At 69.0% G+C, this 18,672-nt stretch carries 20 protein-coding genes; 16 read left to right on the top strand and 4 right to left on the bottom strand.

The window, feature by feature from the left end:
* The first annotated feature begins 143 nt into the window (after positions 1 to 143).
* From J2848_RS21495 to J2848_RS21470, 6 genes are all read left to right on the top strand, one after another.
* Positions 144 to 488, top strand: coding sequence for a hypothetical protein (locus J2848_RS21495; protein WP_246194055.1), 345 nt, complete (start codon positions 144 to 146; stop codon positions 486 to 488).
* A 128-nt stretch (positions 489 to 616) separates the two neighbouring features.
* Positions 617 to 1,084, top strand: a complete 468-nt coding sequence (locus J2848_RS21490; protein ID WP_246194054.1) for a hypothetical protein — start codon at positions 617 to 619, stop codon at positions 1,082 to 1,084.
* Positions 1,085 to 1,212: 128 nt separating this feature from the next.
* Entirely contained in the window at positions 1,213 to 2,400 is a 1,188-nt protein-coding gene (locus J2848_RS21485; RefSeq protein ID WP_149233260.1) for a phosphoserine transaminase, read from the top strand.
* A gap of 483 nt (positions 2,401 to 2,883) precedes the next feature.
* Complete coding sequence (locus tag J2848_RS21480; RefSeq protein ID WP_149233258.1) at positions 2,884 to 3,828, top strand: NAD-dependent epimerase/dehydratase family protein; 945 nt, start codon at positions 2,884 to 2,886, stop codon at positions 3,826 to 3,828.
* A 207-nt stretch (positions 3,829 to 4,035) separates the two neighbouring features.
* Positions 4,036 to 4,806 (top strand): HNH endonuclease family protein, encoded by a 771-nt coding sequence (locus J2848_RS21475; RefSeq protein WP_149233257.1) that lies wholly within the window; start codon positions 4,036 to 4,038, stop codon positions 4,804 to 4,806.
* Between the two features lie 109 nt (positions 4,807 to 4,915).
* On the top strand, positions 4,916 to 6,691 hold the full coding sequence (locus J2848_RS21470; protein WP_149233256.1) for an ABC transporter ATP-binding protein/permease: 1,776 nt from the start codon (positions 4,916 to 4,918) through the stop codon (positions 6,689 to 6,691).
* Position 6,692: 1 nt separating this feature from the next.
* Here J2848_RS21470 and gcvA read toward each other — a convergent pair whose 3' ends face one another.
* On the bottom strand, positions 6,693 to 7,598 hold the full coding sequence (gcvA, locus tag J2848_RS21465; protein ID WP_149233255.1) for a transcriptional regulator GcvA: 906 nt from the start codon (positions 7,596 to 7,598) through the stop codon (positions 6,693 to 6,695).
* A 127-nt stretch (positions 7,599 to 7,725) separates the two neighbouring features.
* Between gcvA and J2848_RS21460 the strand changes: the two genes are divergently transcribed.
* Positions 7,726 to 9,384, top strand: a complete 1,659-nt coding sequence (locus J2848_RS21460; RefSeq protein ID WP_149233254.1) for a thiamine pyrophosphate-binding protein — start codon at positions 7,726 to 7,728, stop codon at positions 9,382 to 9,384.
* Between the two features lie 185 nt (positions 9,385 to 9,569).
* Positions 9,570 to 11,066, top strand: coding sequence for an L-piperidine-6-carboxylate dehydrogenase (amaB, locus tag J2848_RS21455; protein WP_149233253.1), 1,497 nt, complete (start codon positions 9,570 to 9,572; stop codon positions 11,064 to 11,066).
* Positions 11,067 to 11,129: 63 nt separating this feature from the next.
* Here the strand turns inward: amaB and J2848_RS21450 are convergent, their stop codons facing one another.
* The 3 genes from J2848_RS21450 to J2848_RS21440 form a co-directional block, all read right to left on the bottom strand.
* A complete protein-coding gene (locus tag J2848_RS21450; RefSeq protein WP_149233252.1) occupies positions 11,130 to 11,963 on the bottom strand; it encodes an anti-sigma factor family protein in 834 nt (277 codons plus the stop codon).
* Positions 11,960 to 12,433 carry an RNA polymerase sigma factor gene (locus J2848_RS21445; protein ID WP_211103243.1) on the bottom strand — a complete coding sequence of 158 codons (474 nt, stop codon included), beginning with the start codon at positions 12,431 to 12,433 and terminating at the stop codon, positions 11,960 to 11,962. Before J2848_RS21445 ends, J2848_RS21450 begins: the two co-directional genes overlap by 4 nt.
* Positions 12,434 to 12,658: 225 nt before the next feature.
* Positions 12,659 to 13,204: a tetratricopeptide repeat protein gene (locus J2848_RS21440; protein WP_149233250.1), complete on the bottom strand. Its 546-nt coding sequence runs from the start codon at positions 13,202 to 13,204 to the stop codon at positions 12,659 to 12,661.
* Between the two features lie 208 nt (positions 13,205 to 13,412).
* On the opposite strand from J2848_RS21440, the gene J2848_RS21435 reads away from it, so the two are divergent.
* From J2848_RS21435 to J2848_RS21400, 8 genes are all read left to right on the top strand, one after another.
* Positions 13,413 to 14,474 (top strand): type III polyketide synthase, encoded by a 1,062-nt coding sequence (locus J2848_RS21435; RefSeq protein WP_149233249.1) that lies wholly within the window; start codon positions 13,413 to 13,415, stop codon positions 14,472 to 14,474.
* 11 nt (positions 14,475 to 14,485) lie between these two features.
* Entirely contained in the window at positions 14,486 to 15,046 is a 561-nt protein-coding gene (locus J2848_RS21430) for an isoprenylcysteine carboxyl methyltransferase family protein (protein WP_149233248.1), read from the top strand.
* A gap of 228 nt (positions 15,047 to 15,274) precedes the next feature.
* Complete coding sequence (atpD, locus tag J2848_RS21425) at positions 15,275 to 16,732, top strand: F0F1 ATP synthase subunit beta (protein ID WP_149233247.1); 1,458 nt, start codon at positions 15,275 to 15,277, stop codon at positions 16,730 to 16,732.
* A complete protein-coding gene (locus tag J2848_RS21420) occupies positions 16,729 to 17,187 on the top strand; it encodes a F0F1 ATP synthase subunit epsilon (RefSeq protein ID WP_149233246.1) in 459 nt (152 codons plus the stop codon). Before atpD ends, J2848_RS21420 begins: the two co-directional genes overlap by 4 nt.
* Positions 17,184 to 17,462, top strand: a complete 279-nt coding sequence (locus tag J2848_RS21415) for an AtpZ/AtpI family protein (protein ID WP_149233245.1) — start codon at positions 17,184 to 17,186, stop codon at positions 17,460 to 17,462. Before J2848_RS21420 ends, J2848_RS21415 begins: the two co-directional genes overlap by 4 nt.
* Before the next feature lies 1 nt (position 17,463).
* Positions 17,464 to 17,751: an N-ATPase subunit AtpR gene (locus tag J2848_RS21410; RefSeq protein ID WP_149233244.1), complete on the top strand. Its 288-nt coding sequence runs from the start codon at positions 17,464 to 17,466 to the stop codon at positions 17,749 to 17,751.
* A complete protein-coding gene (locus tag J2848_RS21405; RefSeq protein WP_149233243.1) occupies positions 17,748 to 18,422 on the top strand; it encodes a F0F1 ATP synthase subunit A in 675 nt (224 codons plus the stop codon). Before J2848_RS21410 ends, J2848_RS21405 begins: the two co-directional genes overlap by 4 nt.
* Before the next feature lie 5 nt (positions 18,423 to 18,427).
* Positions 18,428 to 18,667: a F0F1 ATP synthase subunit C gene (locus tag J2848_RS21400; RefSeq protein WP_012977203.1), complete on the top strand. Its 240-nt coding sequence runs from the start codon at positions 18,428 to 18,430 to the stop codon at positions 18,665 to 18,667.
* Positions 18,668 to 18,672 lie beyond the last annotated feature (5 nt).

The following is an 18,672-nucleotide window of genomic DNA, read 5'->3' as shown; positions in this document are numbered from 1 at the left end:
CCGGTGACAATCGGCATCCGCTCCTTACTATGACTAAAGTAGTAAGACGAAATCCTTTTCGAACAGGTGGAATGAAAGCCGGAGCGTCGACGTTCATCGGGTCATGAGGGGAAGAGATACCCCGACACCAGGAGGACGCCGGAATGACTGGCCGCTTTGGTTCTGGATTGAAAGCCGTGGTTCTGGGCGCTCTGGTCGCCGGATCGATGCTGGGAGCCACCGCCGGCACGGCCGCCGCCCATGATGGCTGGCGCGATGGCTGGCGGGGCGACTACGGCCGCGAATGGCGCGGCGGCTGGGACCGCCCGCATCACCGCCACTGGCGCGAGCGCGAGACCTTCTACGCCCCGCCGCGCGTGATCTACGCTCCGCCCCCGGTCGTCTATGCACCACCCCCGCCGCCGCGGGTGATCTACGCCCCGCCGCCCGTCGTCTATGCGCCGCAGCCGGTCGCTCCCGGCTTCGGCCTCAGCGTCAACATCCGCTGATCGGGCGCCGAGCCCTCTGCCTCGCCACCGGCGAAAAGGACGGCTTCCGGAGGGGCGCCCGCCGCATTATGGTGCCCCACGTTCGGTAAAGCCGCCCCGCCGGGGCGCAGCAGCCAGGGAGACGGGTTTTGCGGGTTATCAGTGTGTGCGCCGCGGTGGTGGGCAGCCTTTCGATCGCTTCCGGGATCGTGACCGCCGCCAGCGCGGCGGAGCCGCGCCTGATGGCGGCGCTCGGCAACACCGTGCTGACGATGACCGACATCGGGCCGAAGCACACCCAGGTGGCGGTGAATGACAAGCCGGTGTTCGAGGACAAGGAGAGCGACCTGCTGTCCTTCGTTGGCGCCTATTCGCTGAAGGACCGCTGGATTGCCCTGTTCCAGGCCGACACCGGCGCCAGGGACTGCCCGACCCGCTTCCGCATCCTGGAGGTTGGCGGACCGCAGCCGACGGTCTCCTACCCCTTCGGCTCGTGCAGCGACGCCGCCCAGGTCACCATCGACAACGACACCCTGACCGTCTCCATGCCCCAGCCGGGCGGCGGTGGCGATGCCGCCTGGACCTACCGCAACGGCAAGATCGGCCGCAGCAAGTAATCGGCACAGCTGGGTCCCGCGTCGCTCGCGACGCCCTCGATTGACGACGGCAGGCGCAGCTTTTAAGGTCCGGACCTCCGCACATTCCTGTTTCGGGACAGGAAGTTCGCCCCCAGGAAGTTCGCCCCATGACTGCCAGCAGCGCCAGCCGGCCCAGCCGCCGGCCCAACACTCCGCTCTTCTCCTCGGGTCCCTGCGCGAAGCGTCCGGGCTGGTCACTCGACGCGCTGGACGGCGCGCTGCTCGGCCGCTCCCACCGCTCCAAGCCGGGCAAGGCCAAGCTGAAGGAAGTCATCGACCTCACCCGTGCGGCGCTGGGCATCCCCGGCGACTACCGGATCGGCATCGTCCCGGCCTCCGACACCGGTGCGGTGGAGATGGCGCTGTGGTCGCTGCTGGGTGCCCGTGGCGTCGACATGCTGGCCTGGGAGAGCTTCGGCAAGGAATGGGTGACCGACGTCGCCAAGCAGCTGAAGCTGCCCGACGTCCGCAACCTGATCGCTCCCTATGGCGAGTTGCCGGACCTGTCGGCAGTCGATTTCAGTCGTGACGTCGTCTTCACCTGGAACGGCACCACCGCGGGCGTACGGGTGGCCGACGGCGACTGGATCGCCGACGACCGCGAAGGGCTGACCATCTGCGACGCCACCTCCGCCGCGTTCGCCATGGCGCTGCCCTGGCACAAGATCGACGTCGCCACCTGGTCCTGGCAGAAGGTGCTGGGTGGCGAGGCGGCGCACGGCATGCTGGTGCTGAGCCCGCGTGCGGTGGAACGGCTGGAGAGCTTCCAGCCCGACCGTCCGCTGCCGAAGATCTTCCGCATGACCAAGAACGGCAAGCTGATCGAAGGCATCTTCGAAGGCGACACCATCAACACCCCGTCGATGCTGTGCGTCGAGGACGCCATCGACGGCCTGCGCTGGGCCCTGTCGCTGGGCGGCCTGACCCAGCTGATCCGCCGGTCGGAGCAGAACCTGCGCATCGTCGCCGCATGGGTGGAGACCAGCCCCTGGGCCGGTTTCCTGGCCAAGGATCCGGCCAACCGCTCCTGCACCTCGATCTGCCTGCGCTTCACCGATCCCGAGGTGACCGCCCTGCCGGAAGAGGCCCAGGCCGCCTTCGCCAAGAAGTTGTCCGCCCTGCTGGAGAAGGAGGAGGCCGCCTTCGACGCCGGCTCCTACCGCGATGCACCTCCCGGCCTGCGGCTGTGGGGCGGCGCCACGGTGGAGAACGAGGATATGGAGACAGTGCTGCCCTGGCTCGACTGGGCCTTCGCCACCGTCAAGGCGGAGACCCTCGGTCCCAGGCAGAGCTGAGGCCGGGATAAGCGCGAGCCCGGCCGCAATCCACAGGCCTGTCCAGAGATCGCAAAAGGCCCCGCTGTGGCAGAACCGCCACAGCGGGGCCTTTTGCATGGACAGCTTTTGTGCTTTGCAGCAAAGGATCCGGTCGAGCAGCCGTTCGTACACAGCAGCATTTCTGCACCAGTGTGACCGGCCCGACGCGCGGAGAAGACCCACGAGCTTGACCATGGTTATCCACAGAACCGTGGACAAGGTGGTGGATAAGCCTGTTGAACCATCGGTCCCGCCTGTCCCAAAACCGTCATGGAGGAAGCGGGACCGATTCGCCCCCGTCATCGCCGGATGGGCAGAGTTGTCTCTCCGGTTGAGGCACCGCCCTATCCCGAAGATGGTCTGGCAAGCTGCCGGTTGTGTCCCGACTCTTGGAGGGGATTTCCGGCCACCCCGCTGCAGTGCGGCAAAGCCGGCGCAACGAAGGAAGGGCTTGGACGGACCATGGCGCACTACCTCATCACCGGCGGCTGCGGTTTCATCGGCTCGCATCTGGCCGACCGGCTGCTGGCCGACAGGCATCGGGTGACGATCCTCGACAACCTGTCGAGCGGCCGGCTGGAGAACAAGCCGGCCACCGCAAGGCTGGTGGTCGGCGACGTGGCCGATCCCGACGCGGTGCGCGAGGCGATGGCCGGCGACGATGGTGAAGGGGTCGACGGCGTCTTCCACCTTGCAGCCGTGGCGTCGGTGCAGAAGTCGCGGGAGCTGTGGGCCGAGACCCACCGCACCAACCTCCTGGGCACCGTCACAGTCTTCGAGGCGGCGCGCGACGCCAGGCGCGGCGGTCCGGTCCCGGTGGTCTACGCCTCCTCCGCTGCCATCTATGGCGACAACACCAACACCCCGCTGAAGGAGGACGAGTTGCCGCGCCCGCTGTCCGCCTATGGCGTCGACAAGCTGGGCTGCGAGATGCACGCCCGCGTCGCCTGGACAATCCAGGGGGTGCCGACGGTCGGCTTCCGCTTCTTCAACGTCTACGGCCCCCGCCAGGACCCGATGTCGCCTTATTCCGGCGTGATCTCCATCTTCGCCCGCCGGGTTGCCCGCGGCGAGGATGTGGAGATCCATGGCGACGGCCAGCAGGTCCGTGATTTCGTCTTCGTCGGCGACGTGGTGCGCATCCTGGCGCTGGCGATGGAGCGGCGTTTCGCCGGAGCGCAGGTCTACAATCTCTGCACCGGCCGCGCGACCTCGCTGGTCATGCTGCTGGAGGTGCTGCAGGAACTGTGCGGCAGCAAGGTTCGCCGCCGCCACACCGAACCGCGCGCCGGCGACATCCGCATGTCGATCGGCGACCCGTCGCTGCTGCGCTCTACCTTCGACACGATGTGTCAGGTCGGACTGCTCCAGGGGCTGAGTGCGACCCTCACTGGCCGCATGCCTTGAGGCAGCGACCATAGGCGGGTATGACGGGGGGCGGATTGGATCCAGGTGAGCGGGGCATGACGAAGACGTCGACGCAATCCTCCTCTCCCCCCCGGGGAGAGGGGCGGGGTGAGGGGGACGCGCTGCGGCATGCGTTCGGCCAACGGAACCCCCTCCCCCTAACCCTCTCCCCGGGGGGGAGAGGGGAATTGTTCCGGGGGGGTTGACATGGCCCGCCGCCGATCCCTCCCCCTGCGAGCCCTGTTCGTCATCCTTGCGATCCTTGCTGTCGTCGCGGTGGCAGAGCGGCTTCACGTGATCCCGCCCGGCACGCTCGACCGCCTGCTGGGGGAGGAGACACACCGTCCCCGCCAGCCGCGCAAGCAGGAGCCCACCGAACCGCCTCCTCCGGTCGTCGCCCGCGTCACCGACCGGATCGACTATGCCGACGTGTCCCGCCAGCTCGACAGCATCCGGGTGGAGCCGGAAAAGCGCCGCGGCTACCAGCGGGAGGAGTGGCCGCACTGGCTGGCGCTCGACGGCGGCTGCCTGAACGCGCGCGAGAAGGTGCTGATCCGCGATTCCCGCCGCCCGGCAACGCTCGACGCCAAGGATTGCGGCGTGAAGTCCGGCGATTGGATCGACCCCTATACCGGCGAACATTTCACCGATCCCCAGATGGTCGACATCGACCACCGGGTGCCGCTGGAGGAGGCCTATGCCAGCGGCGGCTACGACTGGAGCAGGGAGAAGCGTGCCGCCTACGCCAACGACACCAGCGATCCCCTGACCCTGCTGGTCTCCAGCCGCGAGGCCAACCGCGCCAAGGGCTCCAAGGGGCCGGAGGAGTGGCTGCCACCCAAGCGCGACGGCATCTGCCTCTATGTCGCCGACTGGGTCCTGGTGAAGGCACGCTGGAGCCTCAGCATGGACGAACGGGAGCGGGTGACGGTCGGCAACATCCTGAACGACTGCCGCGCTTCGGCAGGACAGCGCTGACGGCCAGTTGAGAGGTGATCGGCGCAAGTGACAGCGAATTCACTGCGCAGCCGCGGCAAAGGGTGGTAATCGGCAATCCTCGTCCCGACCGCTTGCGAGTGCCCGACCGATGCCCGCGCGTGCGTATCCCCAGCCTGTATCCACCGGACGCCTGTCCGCCGCCCGCCAATTCCTCGCCGATGTCTGGCGCCTGACCAAGCCCTACTGGTCGTCGGAGGAGAAATGGGCGGCGCGCGGCCTGCTGGCGGCGATCGTCGTCCTCAATCTGGCGGCGGTGTTCATGGAGGTCTGGTTCACCCAGATCAACGCCGACATCTTCAACGCACTTCAAGACAAGGACGAGAACGGCTTCATCCAGGCCCTGCTGGTGTTCGGCGGACTGGCGCTGGTCTTCATCGCGGTGGCGGTCTACCGCCTCTATCTGAACCAGATGCTGCAAATCCGCTGGCGCCGCTGGCTGACCGAGCGTTATCTCGGCGACTGGCTGGAGAACCAGACCTATTACCGCCTGCAATTCGCCGACACCGGCACCGACAACCCGGACCAGCGCATCGCCGAGGATCTGCGCAGCTTCGTCCAGCTGACGCTGAGCCTGTCGCTGGGCTTCATGACCAATCTGGTCTCGCTGGTCTCCTTCCTCGCCATCCTGTGGAGCCTGTCGGGGTCGGTCACCATTCCCTGGCTGGGCATCGACCTGCCCGGCTACATGGTGTGGGTGGCGCTGGTCTATGCCGTGGGCGGCACCTGGATCACCCACAGGATCGGCAAGCCGCTCGCCCGGCTCAGCTTCGACCAGCAGCGCTACGAAGCCGACTTCCGCTTCGCCCTGGTCCGCCTGCGCGAGAATGCGGAGAGCGTCGCCCTGCAACAGGGCGAGACGCAGGAGGCGCGCGGCTTCGGCGACCGCTTCGCCAACGTCGTCGCCAACTGGTGGTCGCTGATGCGCACGCAGAAGCGGCTGGTCTGGTTCACCTCCGCCTATGGGCAGATCGCCATCATCTTCCCGCTGCTGGTCGCCGCCCCGCGCTATTTCAGCGGTGCCCTGCCGCTGGGTTCGCTGATGCAAACCTCGCAGGCCTTCGGGCAGGTGCAGGGGGCAATGTCCTGGTTCATCGACGCTTATGTGAACCTCGCCGACTGGCACGCCACCACCAGCCGTCTGACCGGTTTCCACCATGCGGTGGATGCGGTCCGCGCCGACGCCCGCGATCATGCCGGGGTAGAGCGCGCGGCGGCGGCCGACGGCGCCCTGACGCTGGACGGGCTGGCGCTCACCCTGCCCCATGGCGGTACGCCGCTGGTCCGCGCCGACCTGACGGTGAAGCCGGGCGAGACGCTGCTGATCACTGGCCCGTCCGGTTCCGGCAAAAGCACCCTCCTGCGCGCCATCGCCGGCATCTGGCCCTTCGGCCGCGGCCGGATCGCGCTGCCAAACGGTACCACCGCGTCCAACGGCAGCATGATCCTGCCGCAGAAGCCCTACCTGCCGATCGGTAGTCTGCGCGCCGCCGTCACCTACCCCGCAGCCCCCGATTCCTTCCCGGACGAGGCGGTGCACGAGGCGCTGGACGCCGTCGGCATGGCCGGCTTCGCCGACCGTCTGGCGGAAGAGGACCACTGGTCGCAACGCCTGTCCGGCGGCGAGCAGCAGCGCATCGCCATCGCCCGCGCCCTGCTGCACAAGCCCGACTGGCTTTATCTGGACGAGGCGACTTCGGCCTGCGATCCGGAGACGGAGGAACGGCTCTACGGCCTGCTGCGCGCCCGCCTGCCTGGCACCACCCTGGTCAGCATCGGCCACCGCCCCAGCCTCGCCGCCTTCCACGACCGCCGGTTGGCGGTACGGCGCAATGGCGAGGGGGTCGGCGAACTGGCAGCGGTGTGATCTACGCCGGAGACCGTTCCCCCTGCGCCTCGACCAGTAGCCATTGGCGGAAGGCGGCGAAGGGCGGGTGGTTGGCCTTGCCGCGGGGGTGGACCAGGTAATAGGCCCGCGCGCTGCGGTGTGGCCGGTCGATGGCTGGGACCAGAGTGCCGTCATCCAGTTCGGCACGCACCAGCAGGGTCGGCAGCAAGGCGACACCCAGCCCGGCCTCGGCCGCCTGGGCGGTGGTGGCGAACTGTTCGAACACCATGCCGGCACCGGGGCGGGGAGGCAGACCCTGGGCCGTCAGCCAGTCGTTCCAGGCATCGGCGCGCGTGCTGGTGTGCAGCAGCGGCAGAGACAGCAGGTCCCCCGGCTCTGCGACCGGATGCGCCGCGAGGAAGGCAGGGGAACAGACCGGCAGCACTTCCTCGTCGAGCAGATGGTCGCAGACGGCGTCGGGCCAGTCGCCGAAGCCGTAATGGATCGCCGCGTCCAGGTCGTGCAGGCGGAAATCGAAGGGCGCCAGCTTGGTCGTGAAGTGGATCGTCACCTGCGGGTGGGCCGCCTGGAAGGCCGGTAGCCGCGGCACCAGCCAGCGCGTGCCGAAGGTCGGCAGGATGGCAAGGTTCAGCACGCCGCCCTTGGGTGCGGCGATGGTCCGCACGGTCGCCGCCGCGATCTGGCGCAGCGCGTCACGGATCGGGTCGGCATAGAGCGCGCCGGTCGGGGTCAGCGTCACCCGCTGCCCCTTGCGGATGAACAGCGCGGTGCCGATCTGATCCTCCAACGCCTTGATCTGCCGGCTGACCGCCCCTTGCGTCAGCGACAGCTCCGCCGCCGCGGCGGTGAAGCTGCCGGTACGGGCCGCCGCCTCGAAGGCGGTCAGCATGCTCATCGAGGGAAGGAGGCGGCGCTGCAAATCCATGACCGCTTCATTACCAAAGCTCATGACCTGTGGAAAGAAAGTCGTTTGCGCTCTGGCGCGCGGCGCGGCACGGTCGATATCCTGGAGATCCGGAAAATTCCCATAGTCAGGGCGGGGCGGGATCGCGATGAAGACCGGTGGTCAGTTGATCGTCGAAGCGCTGGAGGCGCAGGGCGTGCGGCGGGTGTTCGGCGTGCCGGGCGAGAGCTATCTCGCCGTGCTGGACGCCCTGCACGACAGCCCGATCGAGATGGTCGTCGCCCGCCACGAAGGCGGTGCGGCGATGATGGCGGAGGCGCAGGCCAAGCTGACCGGCCGCCCCGGCGTCTGCCTCGTCACCCGAGGCCCGGGTGCCACCAACGCCGCATCGGGCATCCACGTCGCCCAGCAGGATGAAACCCCGCTGGTCGTGCTGGTCGGTCAGATCGAGCGCGGAATGCGCGGTCGCGACGCCTTCCAGGAGGTCGAATACGGCAAGCTGTTCGGCGGCATGTGCAAATGGGTCGCCGAGATCGACAGCGCCGACCGCGTGCCGGAGATGATCTCCCGCGCCTTCCACACCGCGATGGCCGGCCGCCCCGGCCCGGTAGTGCTGGCCCTGCCGGAAGACACGCTGACCGAGACCGCCGATGTCGCAGCATCCGCGCGGGCGGAGCCGGTGGACAGCGCCCCCACCCCGGCGCAGATCGCGTCCTTCGGCGCGCTTCTGGCCAAGGCGGAACGGCCGATGCTGGTCGTCGGCGGCTCCCGCTGGACCGCGGAGTCGGTCGCAGCACTGCAAGGTTTCGCCGAGACGCTGTCGCTGCCGGTGGCGGTGACCTTCCGCCGCCAGATGCTGTTCGACCACTGCCACCCACTCTATGCCGGTGACATCGGGCTGGGCATCAACCCAAAGCTGGCGGCGCTGGTCAGGGACAGCGACCTGCTGATTCTGCTGGGTGACCGCTTCTCCGAAGTGCCGTCGCAAGCTTATGAATTGCTGGACATCCCTGACCCCGGTAAGGCAGTCGTGCATATCCACCCCGGTGCGGAGGAGATCGGCCGCGTCTATCGCCCGACGCTGGGCATGGTCGCCACGCCCGCCGCATTCCTGGAGGCGGTGGCCGGGCTGAACGTGACGGCCAAGCCCGGCTGGGCCGCCCGTGCCGAGGCAGCGCATGCCGCCTATGAAGCCTGGAGCACCCCGCCCGACGCCATCCCCGGCGACGTGCAGATGGGCCGCCTCATGGCCTGGCTGGACGAACGGCTGGAGCATGACGCCATCTTCACCAACGGCGCCGGCAATTACGCGACCTGGATCCATCGCTTCCATCGCTTCCGCCGCTTCGGCACCCAGGCGGCGCCGGTCTGCGGGTCCATGGGCTACGGCCTGCCCGCCGCCATCGCTGCCAAGCTTCAGCACCGCACCCGCGACGTGCTGTGTTTCGCCGGCGACGGCTGCTTCCAGATGACGGGGGTGGAGTTCGGCACCGCCGTGCAGGAGGGGGCCGCCGTGATTGTGCTGGTCGTCGACAACGGCATGTACGGCACCATCCGCATGCATCAGGAACGCGAGTATCCCGGCCGCGTGTCCGGCACCCGTTTGCAGAATCCCGACTTCGCCGCCTTCGCCCGCGCCTATGGTGGCCATGGCGAGACGGTGGAGACCACCGACCAGTTCGTCCCTGCCTTCGAGCGCGCCCGCGCGTCCGGCCTGCCGGCGATCATCCACATCAAGCTCGACCCCGAAGCCCTGACCCCGACCCGGACGCTGTCCGAGATCCGCGCGGCGGCAATGGGGAAGTGATTTAACCTTCCCGCCCTTAAGTCCCCTCTCCCCCGGGAGAGGGTTAAGGTGAGGGGGAAGCGCCGCAGGATTTTTGCAAAAGTCCCGCCACCTGTCCCCCTCACCCTGTCCCTCTCCCGGGGGGAGAGGGAGATCTCCGAGATCCTTTCAGTAACGCCTCGCTTTTGATCCAAGGAGCCACCCCGGTGCAGCACAGCGACATCCTCTCCCGTTTCGGCCTGACCTCCAGCGGAGCCGGGCTGACCGCCCGGTCGCCGGTCGACGGCGCCACGCTCGCCACGGTGGCGGAGACCGCGCCGTCGCAGGTGTCGGACATCGTCGCCAACGCCGCCCGCGCCTTCGAGGCGTGGCGCTCGGTTCCAGCCCCGCGCCGCGGCGAGCTGGTCCGCCTGCTGGGCGAGGAACTGCGCGCCGCCAAGGAGGATCTCGGCCGTCTGGTTTCGCTGGAAGCCGGCAAGATCTACCAGGAAGGCCTGGGCGAAGTGCAGGAGATGATCGACATCTGCGACTTCGCAGTCGGCCTGTCGCGCCAGCTCTACGGCCTGACCATCGCGTCGGAGCGTCCGGGCCACTCCATGCGCGAGACCTGGCACCCGGCCGGCCCCTGCCTCGTCATCTCCGCCTTCAACTTCCCGGTGGCGGTGTGGTCATGGAACGCGGCGCTTGCGCTGGTCTGCGGCGACCCGGTCGTGTGGAAGCCGTCGGAGAAGACCCCGCTGACCGCCGCCGCCTGCCAGGTGATCTTCGACCGCGCCGTCGCCCGATTCGGCGATGCGCCGGCCAATCTGTCCCAAATCGTCCAGGGCGGCCGTGAGGTCGGCGAGGCGCTGGTCGCCCACCCCGGCTTCCCGATCGTCTCGGCCACCGGTTCCACCCGCATGGGCCGTGAGGTCTCCAAGGTGGTGGCGGAGCGCTTCGGCCGCTCGATCCTCGAACTTGGCGGCAACAATGCCATGATCGTGGCACCGTCGGCCGATCTCGACATGGCTCTGCGCGCCATCCTCTTCTCCGCCGTCGGCACCTGCGGCCAGCGCTGCACCACGCTACGCCGGCTGATCGTCCACCGTTCGGTCAAGGACCAGTTGCTGCCGCGCCTGAAGGCGGCCTATGCCTCGGTTTCGATCGGCAGCCCACTGGAGTCCGGCGTGCTGATGGGACCGCTGGTCGATGCCGACGCCTTCAAGGCGATGCAGCGCGCCCTGGACTCTGCCAAGGCCGAGGGCGGCACGGTGACCGGCGGCGAGCGCACGCTGGCCGACCGCTTCCCGAATGCCTACTACGTCACCCCGGCCATCGTCGAGATGCCGGCCCAGACCGAGGTGGTCCGGCACGAGACCTTCGCGCCGATCCTCTATGTCCTGACATACGACACGCTGGACGAGGCCATCGCGCTTCAGAACGCGGTGCCGCAGGGCCTGTCCTCCTGCATCTTCTCCACCGACGTCCGTGAGACGGAGCGCTTCCTGTCGGCCGCCGGGTCCGACTGCGGCATCGCCAACGTCAACATCGGCCCCAGCGGTGCCGAGATCGGCGGCGCCTTCGGCGGCGAGAAAGAGACCGGCGGCGGCCGCGAGTCCGGGTCGGATTCCTGGAAGGCCTACATGCGCCGCCAGACCGCGACGGTGAACTACTCCTCCGCGCTGCCGCTCGCCCAGGGCATCAAGTTCGAGATCATGGGCTGAGGCGTTTCCGGCCGGAGCGGGGCCGCCGTTGGCGAGCCTGTCCCGGCCGGATCGGCCATAGCATCAGATCGCCAGCCGCTGCCGGACCGCTTCGGCCTTGGCCGTCAGGTCCGGCAGCGGCAGCCGTCCGATCAGCAGAGCGGCATGGTCCGGCCCGTTCCAATAGGCGATGGACAACCCGCCACGCATCTCCTGCTCCACCCCACGCACGGTGCCGGGACGGCGCAGAATGCAGAGTGCCAGCGGACCGTTGCGCGGGTCGAGATAGGTGATCTGGGCCAGCGGCATGTCGTCGTAGGCCAGGATCTGCGCGCGGCGGAACTCCGCTCCGGCGACCTCCACCGCCTCCGGCGTCAGGGACAGGTTGAGCGGCCGGTTCAGGGCGGCGAGCTGTGCCGACTGGGCGTCGCGGCCGGGCGTGGTCGCGCCCAGCGTTTCCCGCGTGTACAACCCCATATATTGCGCGACCACGCCATGCCAGTGGTGCTCCCGGTCCGGTCCGCCGTCATCGTCGGCCAGATCGTCGCTGTCGCCGGCTCCAAGCAGCCGGACCAGAACCCGGTCCCCCAGCACACCCGCCGCCACCGACGCGGCGATAGCGCCGAACAGGCGGCGGCGGGTCAGCGGAACGACCGCGTTGGCGGCAACCGGCGGCACGGACATCCCGTCAAGCATGCGTTGCAGCTCCGCCGTCGGGGCGGTGTCCAGCAAGGGCTGGAATGCCTCGCCGAAGGGTAGGCTGGCGCGGGAGAGATGCTCGACCCTCGCGGCGACCGCCGGCTCGCGCTCCATCAGGCCGAGTAGGCGGGCGCGATGCTCCTCCTCCAGTTCGCCGTCGATGAAGGCGGTCAGTTCCTCGTCGGAGGGGATCCGGGACTCGTCGCTCTCTCCGGTCATTTTGCCGCTCCGTCGCTCATCCTGTCCGCCAGCTTTGCCCGCGCCGCTGCCAGACGGCTCATCACCGTTCCGACCGGCACGCCGAGAACCGCCGCGACCTCGCGGTAGGTCAGGCCTTCCACATAGGCGAGGAACACCGCCGCCCGCTGCGCTTCCGGCAGGTCGCCGACCAATCTCATCACCTGCCCAGCCAGAACCTTCGCCTCAGCCTCACGCGCGCCGTCCACTTCCAGGCTCGTCTCCGCCTCGACGGTTCCCTGGCCGAAGCGGACCCGCCGCGCCCGGACCTCGTTCAGCCAGACCGAATTCAGGATGGTGAACAACCAATGGTCGATGCGGGAGCCGGGCTGGAACTGGCCGTGCCGCTCCAATGCCCGCAGGCAGGTCTGCTGCACCAGATCGTCCGCCCAGTCGCGCTGGCGCGACAGGACGAAGCCGTAACGCCAAAGGCGCGGCAAGGTGACGGACAAACCGTGCCTGACTTCCGCTTCGCTGGCGATCTCACCGCTCCCTCGCATGGCATCCCGGCCGATCCGGCTTTGACCGATCGGATCTGGCCGGCGCCCTGTCGGCTCCGCCCAACCATATGCCTCACGGCCACTCTCGACGATAGCCATCATCCGCCTTTCCGGTGACCGAACAAAGCGGCGGGAGCGCCTCCCGCATGCGGTGGGAAGCACACCCGCCGATACCCGTCAGCCCCTGGCCGGCGCGGTGATGGCCTCTTCCAGGTCGCGGTACTCCTCGCACCCGGTGCCGCAGATCGAGCGGATCGCCGCCAGTTGCTCCCGCGCCAGATCGGAACGCCCCTTGAGCATGTAGGCTTCCCCGAGATATTCCCGGACCTTGGCGTAGGACGGATCGGCCGCCACCGACTTCAGGTAATAGCCGATGCCCTCGTCGACGCGGCCCAGCTTGCGGGTGGCGTAGCCGCGGTAATTCAGCACGACCGGGCTGTCCTGGTTGCGCGCCGTCGCGAGGATGTCGAGCGCCTCCTGATAGCGCTCCGCCTTCGCCAACGAATAGGCGTAGTCAGCGATGTTGTCGTCAGTGAGGTTGGCGCCGCTCTGCTTGACACACTGCTTGGTCTTCTTGTCGTAGACCTCCCCCGGCTTGCAGGTCGGGGTCGTGTCGTCACCCATGGCGCGGGCGGAGACGGGGGCCAGCAGGCCGGTGCCGAGAACGGCGGCGCACAGCAGACCGGCAAGGACGCTGCTTCCGGCCTTGGAACGAGTGCTCATCATGACTTCTCCTGGATTTCGATGGGTGACGGTTCGGCCATATCGCGGCGCTGGCGGACAACACCCCACCCCCGGCGGCTATTCGGTCGCAGATCGATTTTTTCGGCCCCGTCGCGGCACCGAATAGAGGACCGCCCCGGCGTGTTCCCCACCCGCCGCGCCGCCAGCATCCCGCTTGCGGCCGTGATGTCCCGAATGGAGCCGCCCCTTGTTCCCACCCGTGGCTTTGCTTGGCTTGGGCCTTGGCCTGCCGCCCCATGTCCTGTCCCAGGAGGAGGCCGCCCTCCTCACCATCCGCATCTTCGGCGAGCGGCTTGCCGGCTTTCCCCAATTCGGACGGGTCTTCGCCAACACCGGCATTGCCCGGCGGCACTGTGCCCGGCCGGCGGACTGGTACGTCGCCCCCCATGGCTGGAGCGACCGCATGGGCGCCTACCGGCAGGCGGCCAAGGCTCTGTTCGTCCAGGCGGCGACCGCGGCTCTGGCGGATGCCGGCGTCGATCCCACGGAGGTCGATTGCGTGGTCGTCTCCTCCTCCTCCGGCTTCGCGGTGCCGAGCCTGGAAGCGCAGCTGGCCGAAGCCATGGGCTTCCGGCCGGACATCGAGCGGCTGCCGCTGTTCGGGCTCGGCTGCGCCGGCGGCGTGGCGGGGCTGGCAACCTCCTCGCGGCTGGCGGCGACGGCACCTGACCGTACCGTGCTGTTCGTGACCATGGAGCTGTGCAGCCTCGCCTTCCGGCAGGATGACGGCAGCCGCGCCAATCTGGTGGCGACCGCCCTCTTCGGCGATGGTGCCGCCGCCTGCGTGCTGCGCGGCGGTATGGACGAGCGCGCCTTCGCCGTCATCGACGGCGCCGGCCAGCATCTGTTCCCGCGATCGGAGGACATCATGGGCTGGCGCATCGATGATGCTGGCTTCGGCATCGTCCTGTCGGCGACACTGCCGCAATTCCTGCAAACCCGTCTCCGCCCCGCCCTTGGCCGGCTGCTCACCCAATGCGGCGTGGAGGAGGAGCGGATCGGCCGCTTCATCTGCCATCCCGGCGGCACCCGCGTGCTGGCGGCGCTGGAGGAGGTGCTGCGGCTGGAGACCGGCAGCCTCGACCATGAACGGGCGGTGCTGGCCGATCACGGCAACATGTCCGCCCCCACGGTGCTGTTCGTGCTGGACCGGGCGCGCCGGGCGGGATTGCCGGACCGCGCGGCGCTCCTGGCGCTTGGCCCCGGCTTTGCCGCCAACCTGATCACGGTGCGGCGGGGGCCGCGATGACGGCTCCGGCCATGACCGCGCCGATCGTCATCATGCTGCTGGTGACGGCGCAGCGCCTGAGCGAACTGCTCATCGACCGGCATAACCGTGCGGCACTACTGGCCCAAGGCGCGCGGGAATATGGGCGCGGCCATTACCCGTGGATGGTGCTGCTGCATGTCGGCTGGCTGGCGGGTCTCTGGGACGCCGTCTTGAAAGGTTCCCCGTGGAATCCGGGACCGGGGCCGGTCGAGCCGGTCTGGCTGGCGGTCCTGCTCGCCATGCAGGCGCTCCGCCTGTGGGTGCAGGTGACGCTGGGACGACGCTGGACCACCCGGATCATCGTGCTTGACGGAGCGCCGTTGGTCCGCACCGGCCCCTACCGCTTCACCGACCATCCCAATTATCTGGCGGTCGCAGTGGAGATCGCCGCTCTTCCGCTCGCCTTCGGCATGGTCGGCTACGCCATCGTCTTCTCCATCCTCAACGCAGCGATGCTCGCCGCGCGCATCCGGGCGGAGGACCGGGTGCTCGGCCGGCGGCGGGGGCCGTCCCCCGCTAAGGTCAAGACAATTCGTGGGGACAGGGTTTGATTTGACGCAATGCAGCGACCGGCGGATCGGGTCTATCGTCGGATCCGGTGGTCGAACTGGTTGACGCGTTGCCCTCCATCCCGACAGCGCCGCCTTCATCGGAGACATCCGGGAAGGATGCGGGCGCCCCCTCCCCCGCCCGCCGGGGGAGGGGCGGGTGGAGCTTCCTGTCCCGGCGATGCGGCGAGTGCCACCGCCCTGCACGGTTCCCAGCCGGCTGGAGTGAGCATGTCCGCGCCATCGCCCAACCCCCTTCCATCCTCCACTTCTTTCGGCCCGGCTGAAATTGTCGACGGGCAGGTGGTCGCCGTCCGCGGCTCCGTCATCGACCTCCGCTTTCCCGAAGCGGCCCTGCCGCCGCTGTTCGACGCCGTAGAGATCCTGTGGGATGGCCCGGAGCGGCTGGTGGCGGAGGTGCAGAGCCATCTCGACGCCCGCACTGCCCGCGCCATCGCGTTGCAGGGAACCTCCGGCCTGCGGCGCGGCACGCCGGCCCGTCCAACCGGCGGCCCGCTGACCGCACCGGTGGGCGAGGCGGTGCTGGGCCGGCTGCTTGACGTCATGGGTCTGGCGCGCGACGACGGGCCGGAACTGCCGCCCGACACGCCGCGGGCACCGATCCACCGCGCCCCGCCACCGCTCGCCCGCCGCAGCCCGCGCCGCGACCTGATGGAGACCGGTATCAAGGTGATCGACCTGCTGGCCCCGCTGGCTCGCGGCGGCAAGGCGGCGATGTTCGGCGGTGCCGGGGTCGGTAAGACCGTTCTGGTGATGGAACTGATCCGCAAGATGGTGGAGCGCCACACCGGCATCTCCGTCTTCGCCGGCATCGGCGAACGCTCCCGCGAGGGGCAGGAGCTGTGGGAAGAGATGAAGCGCTCCGGCGTGCTCGACCGCACCGCGCTCGTCTTCGGCCAGATGAACGAGCCGCCGGGCGCCCGCTGGCGCGTCGGCCTGACAGCACTCACCATCGCCGAGCATTTCCGCGACGAGGAAATGCTGGACGTGCTTCTGCTGATGGACAATGTCTTCCGCTTCGTCCAGGCCGGTGCCGAGGTGTCGGGGCTGCTGGGCCGCCTGCCGTCCCGTGTCGGCTACCAGCCCACGCTCGCCAGTGAGATCGCCGAGTTGGAGGAGCGCGTGGCCTCCACCCTCGGCGCGGTGGTGACGGCGATCCAGGCTGTCTATGTCCCGGCCGATGACTTCACCGACCCGGCGGTGGCGGAGTTGTTCAGCCATCTCGACAGCTCCATCGTGCTGTCGCGCGCCATGGCGGCAGAGGGCTTGTATCCGGCGGTCGACCCGCTGGCCTCCACCTCCAGCCTGCTCGACCCGCTGGTGGTGGGGGAGGCGCATTACCGGCTGGCGGAGGAGGTGCGCAAAACCATCGCCCATTACCGTGAACTCCAGGACGTCATCGCGCTGCTGGGCATGGAGGAGCTGAGCGCCGCCGACCGGCTGGCCGTGCGCCGCGCCCGCCGCCTGCAACGTTTCCTGACCCAGCCCTTCCTGGTGACGGAGGCCTTCACCGGCCAGGGCGGCGTCAGCGTGCCGCTGGCGGAGACGCTGAAGGGCTGCCGCGCCATCCTGGACGGGGACTGCGACGACTGGACCGAAAGCGCCTTCTTCATGACCGGCACCCTGGACCAGATCCGCGAGCGCGACCGCGCCGGGAGGGAAGCATGAGCGACCTCTCCCTCATCATCACCACTCCGACCACCGTCGCCGCGAAGCTCACCGGCATCCGCCATCTGCGGGCGGAGGACACCAGCGGCGCCTTCGGCATCTGGCCCGGCCATGCCGATCTGCTGACGGCGCTGGCAATTTCCGTCATCAGCTGGCGAACCGCCGACGGTTGCGAGGGGCATTGCGCCGTGCGCGGCGGCGTGCTGACCATCCGCGATGGCGCGCAGATCGCGGTGGCGACGCGCGAGGCGGTGACCGGCGGCGATCTGCACGCGCTGGAACGCGACGTGCTGGCCCGCTTCCGCCGCAACATGGAGGAGGAGGGGGAGGCCCGTAGCGGCGCCCGCCGCATGCATCTGGCGGCACTCCGCCACATCCTGACCTATCTGCGCCCGGATCGCCGCTCGCCCGGTCCTTTCGCACCCACGCCCGACGGAGGGGAGGACAGGCCATGACCGACGACAAGGATCCGCTTCCCCGCAGCGTCCGACGCCACCGCGAGCGGCGGGAACGGTGGCAGCGCGAAGGCGAACGGCCGATCGGCCGCAATCTCGCCCTGATTGGCGCCCTGGGCTGGCTGGTGATCGTGCCGACCCTGGCCGGCCTGTTCGCCGGGCGCTGGCTCGACGAGCGGGCCGGTGGCGGGATCTTCTGGACGGCGGCGCTGCTGTTCGGGGGTGTCGTGCTCGGCGGATGGCTCGCCTGGAACCGCATCGAACAGGAACGCTGACATGACGACCCTCTTTCTCCTCCCCCTCATCGCCGGGGCCCTGGCCGGATTGGCGCTCGGCACCCTGTTCTTCCGCGGGCTGGCGGCGACGGCGCGGCTCTATGTGCTGGGCGGGGTGCGCCGGGCGATGCCGCTCTACCTGATGCGGCTGACCGGCGCCACCGCCGGCTTCACCATCGCCGCGGTCTGGGGCGGAGCGGCACCGCTGCTGGCGATGCTGGCCGGCTTCCAGCTGGCGCGCAGTCTCGTGGTCAGGCGCGAACGGCGGACTCAGGACGGGACGCCATGACCGAGTCCCCGCTGACGACGCCGGTGGTCTTTCTGCTGGGTCCGGTCCCGGTCACCCTGCCGGTCGTCGTCACCTGGGGATTGATGGCGGCGATGACGCTGGGGTCCGCCCTGGCGGCCCGGCGCCTGCGGGTGGAGCGGCCCGGTGCGGTCCAGACCGTGCTGGAGTTGGTGGTGGAGACGCTGCGCCGGCAGATCGCCGAGACGATGCAGACCGACGCCACACCCTTCCTGCCGCTGCTGGGCACGCTGTTCCTCTATCTGGCCGTCGCCAACCTGTCGGGGCTGGTACCGGGCCTGAAGGCGCCGACCGCCTTTCTGGAGACGGCGGCGGCGCTGGCACTGGTGGTGGTGCTGGCGTCGCAAGCGCTGGGCATCCGCCGGCGCGGCCTGTGGCCCTATCTGAAGGGCTTCGCCCATCCGACCCCGCTGCTGCTGCCGCTGAACATCCTGTCGGAATTGACGCGGGCCTTCTCGCTGTCGATCCGCCTGTTCGGCAACGTGATGAGCGGGGAGTTCGTCATCGCCATCGTGCTGTCGCTGGCCGGCCTGTTCGTGCCGGTGCCGCTGATGGCGCTGGAGGCACTGCTGGGCCTCGTCCAGGCGTACATCTTCACCATTCTCGCCGCGGTCTTCATCGGCGGCGCTGTTGGAACCATCGAGAAGGGGTAGCAACCATGGACGTCCATGCCATCAGCATCCTGGGTGCGGCACTGGCGGTGTCGGTCGGCGCGATCGGCCCGGCGCTGGCCGAGGGCCGCGCCGTCGCCGCCGCGATGGAGGCGATCGCCCGCCAGCCGGAAGCCGCCAATACCCTGTCGCGCACCCTGTTCGTCGGTCTGGCGATGATCGAGACGATGGCGATCTATTGCCTCGTCGTGGCGCTGCTTCTGCTGTTCGCCAACCCGTTCGCCTGAGTGCC

Source organism: Azospirillum lipoferum (assembly GCF_024170005.1).
GTDB lineage: Bacteria > Pseudomonadota > Alphaproteobacteria > Azospirillales > Azospirillaceae > Azospirillum > Azospirillum lipoferum.
The sequence above is the reverse complement of the archived record's forward strand: the minus strand, read 5'-3'. Positions and strand labels throughout refer to the sequence as shown.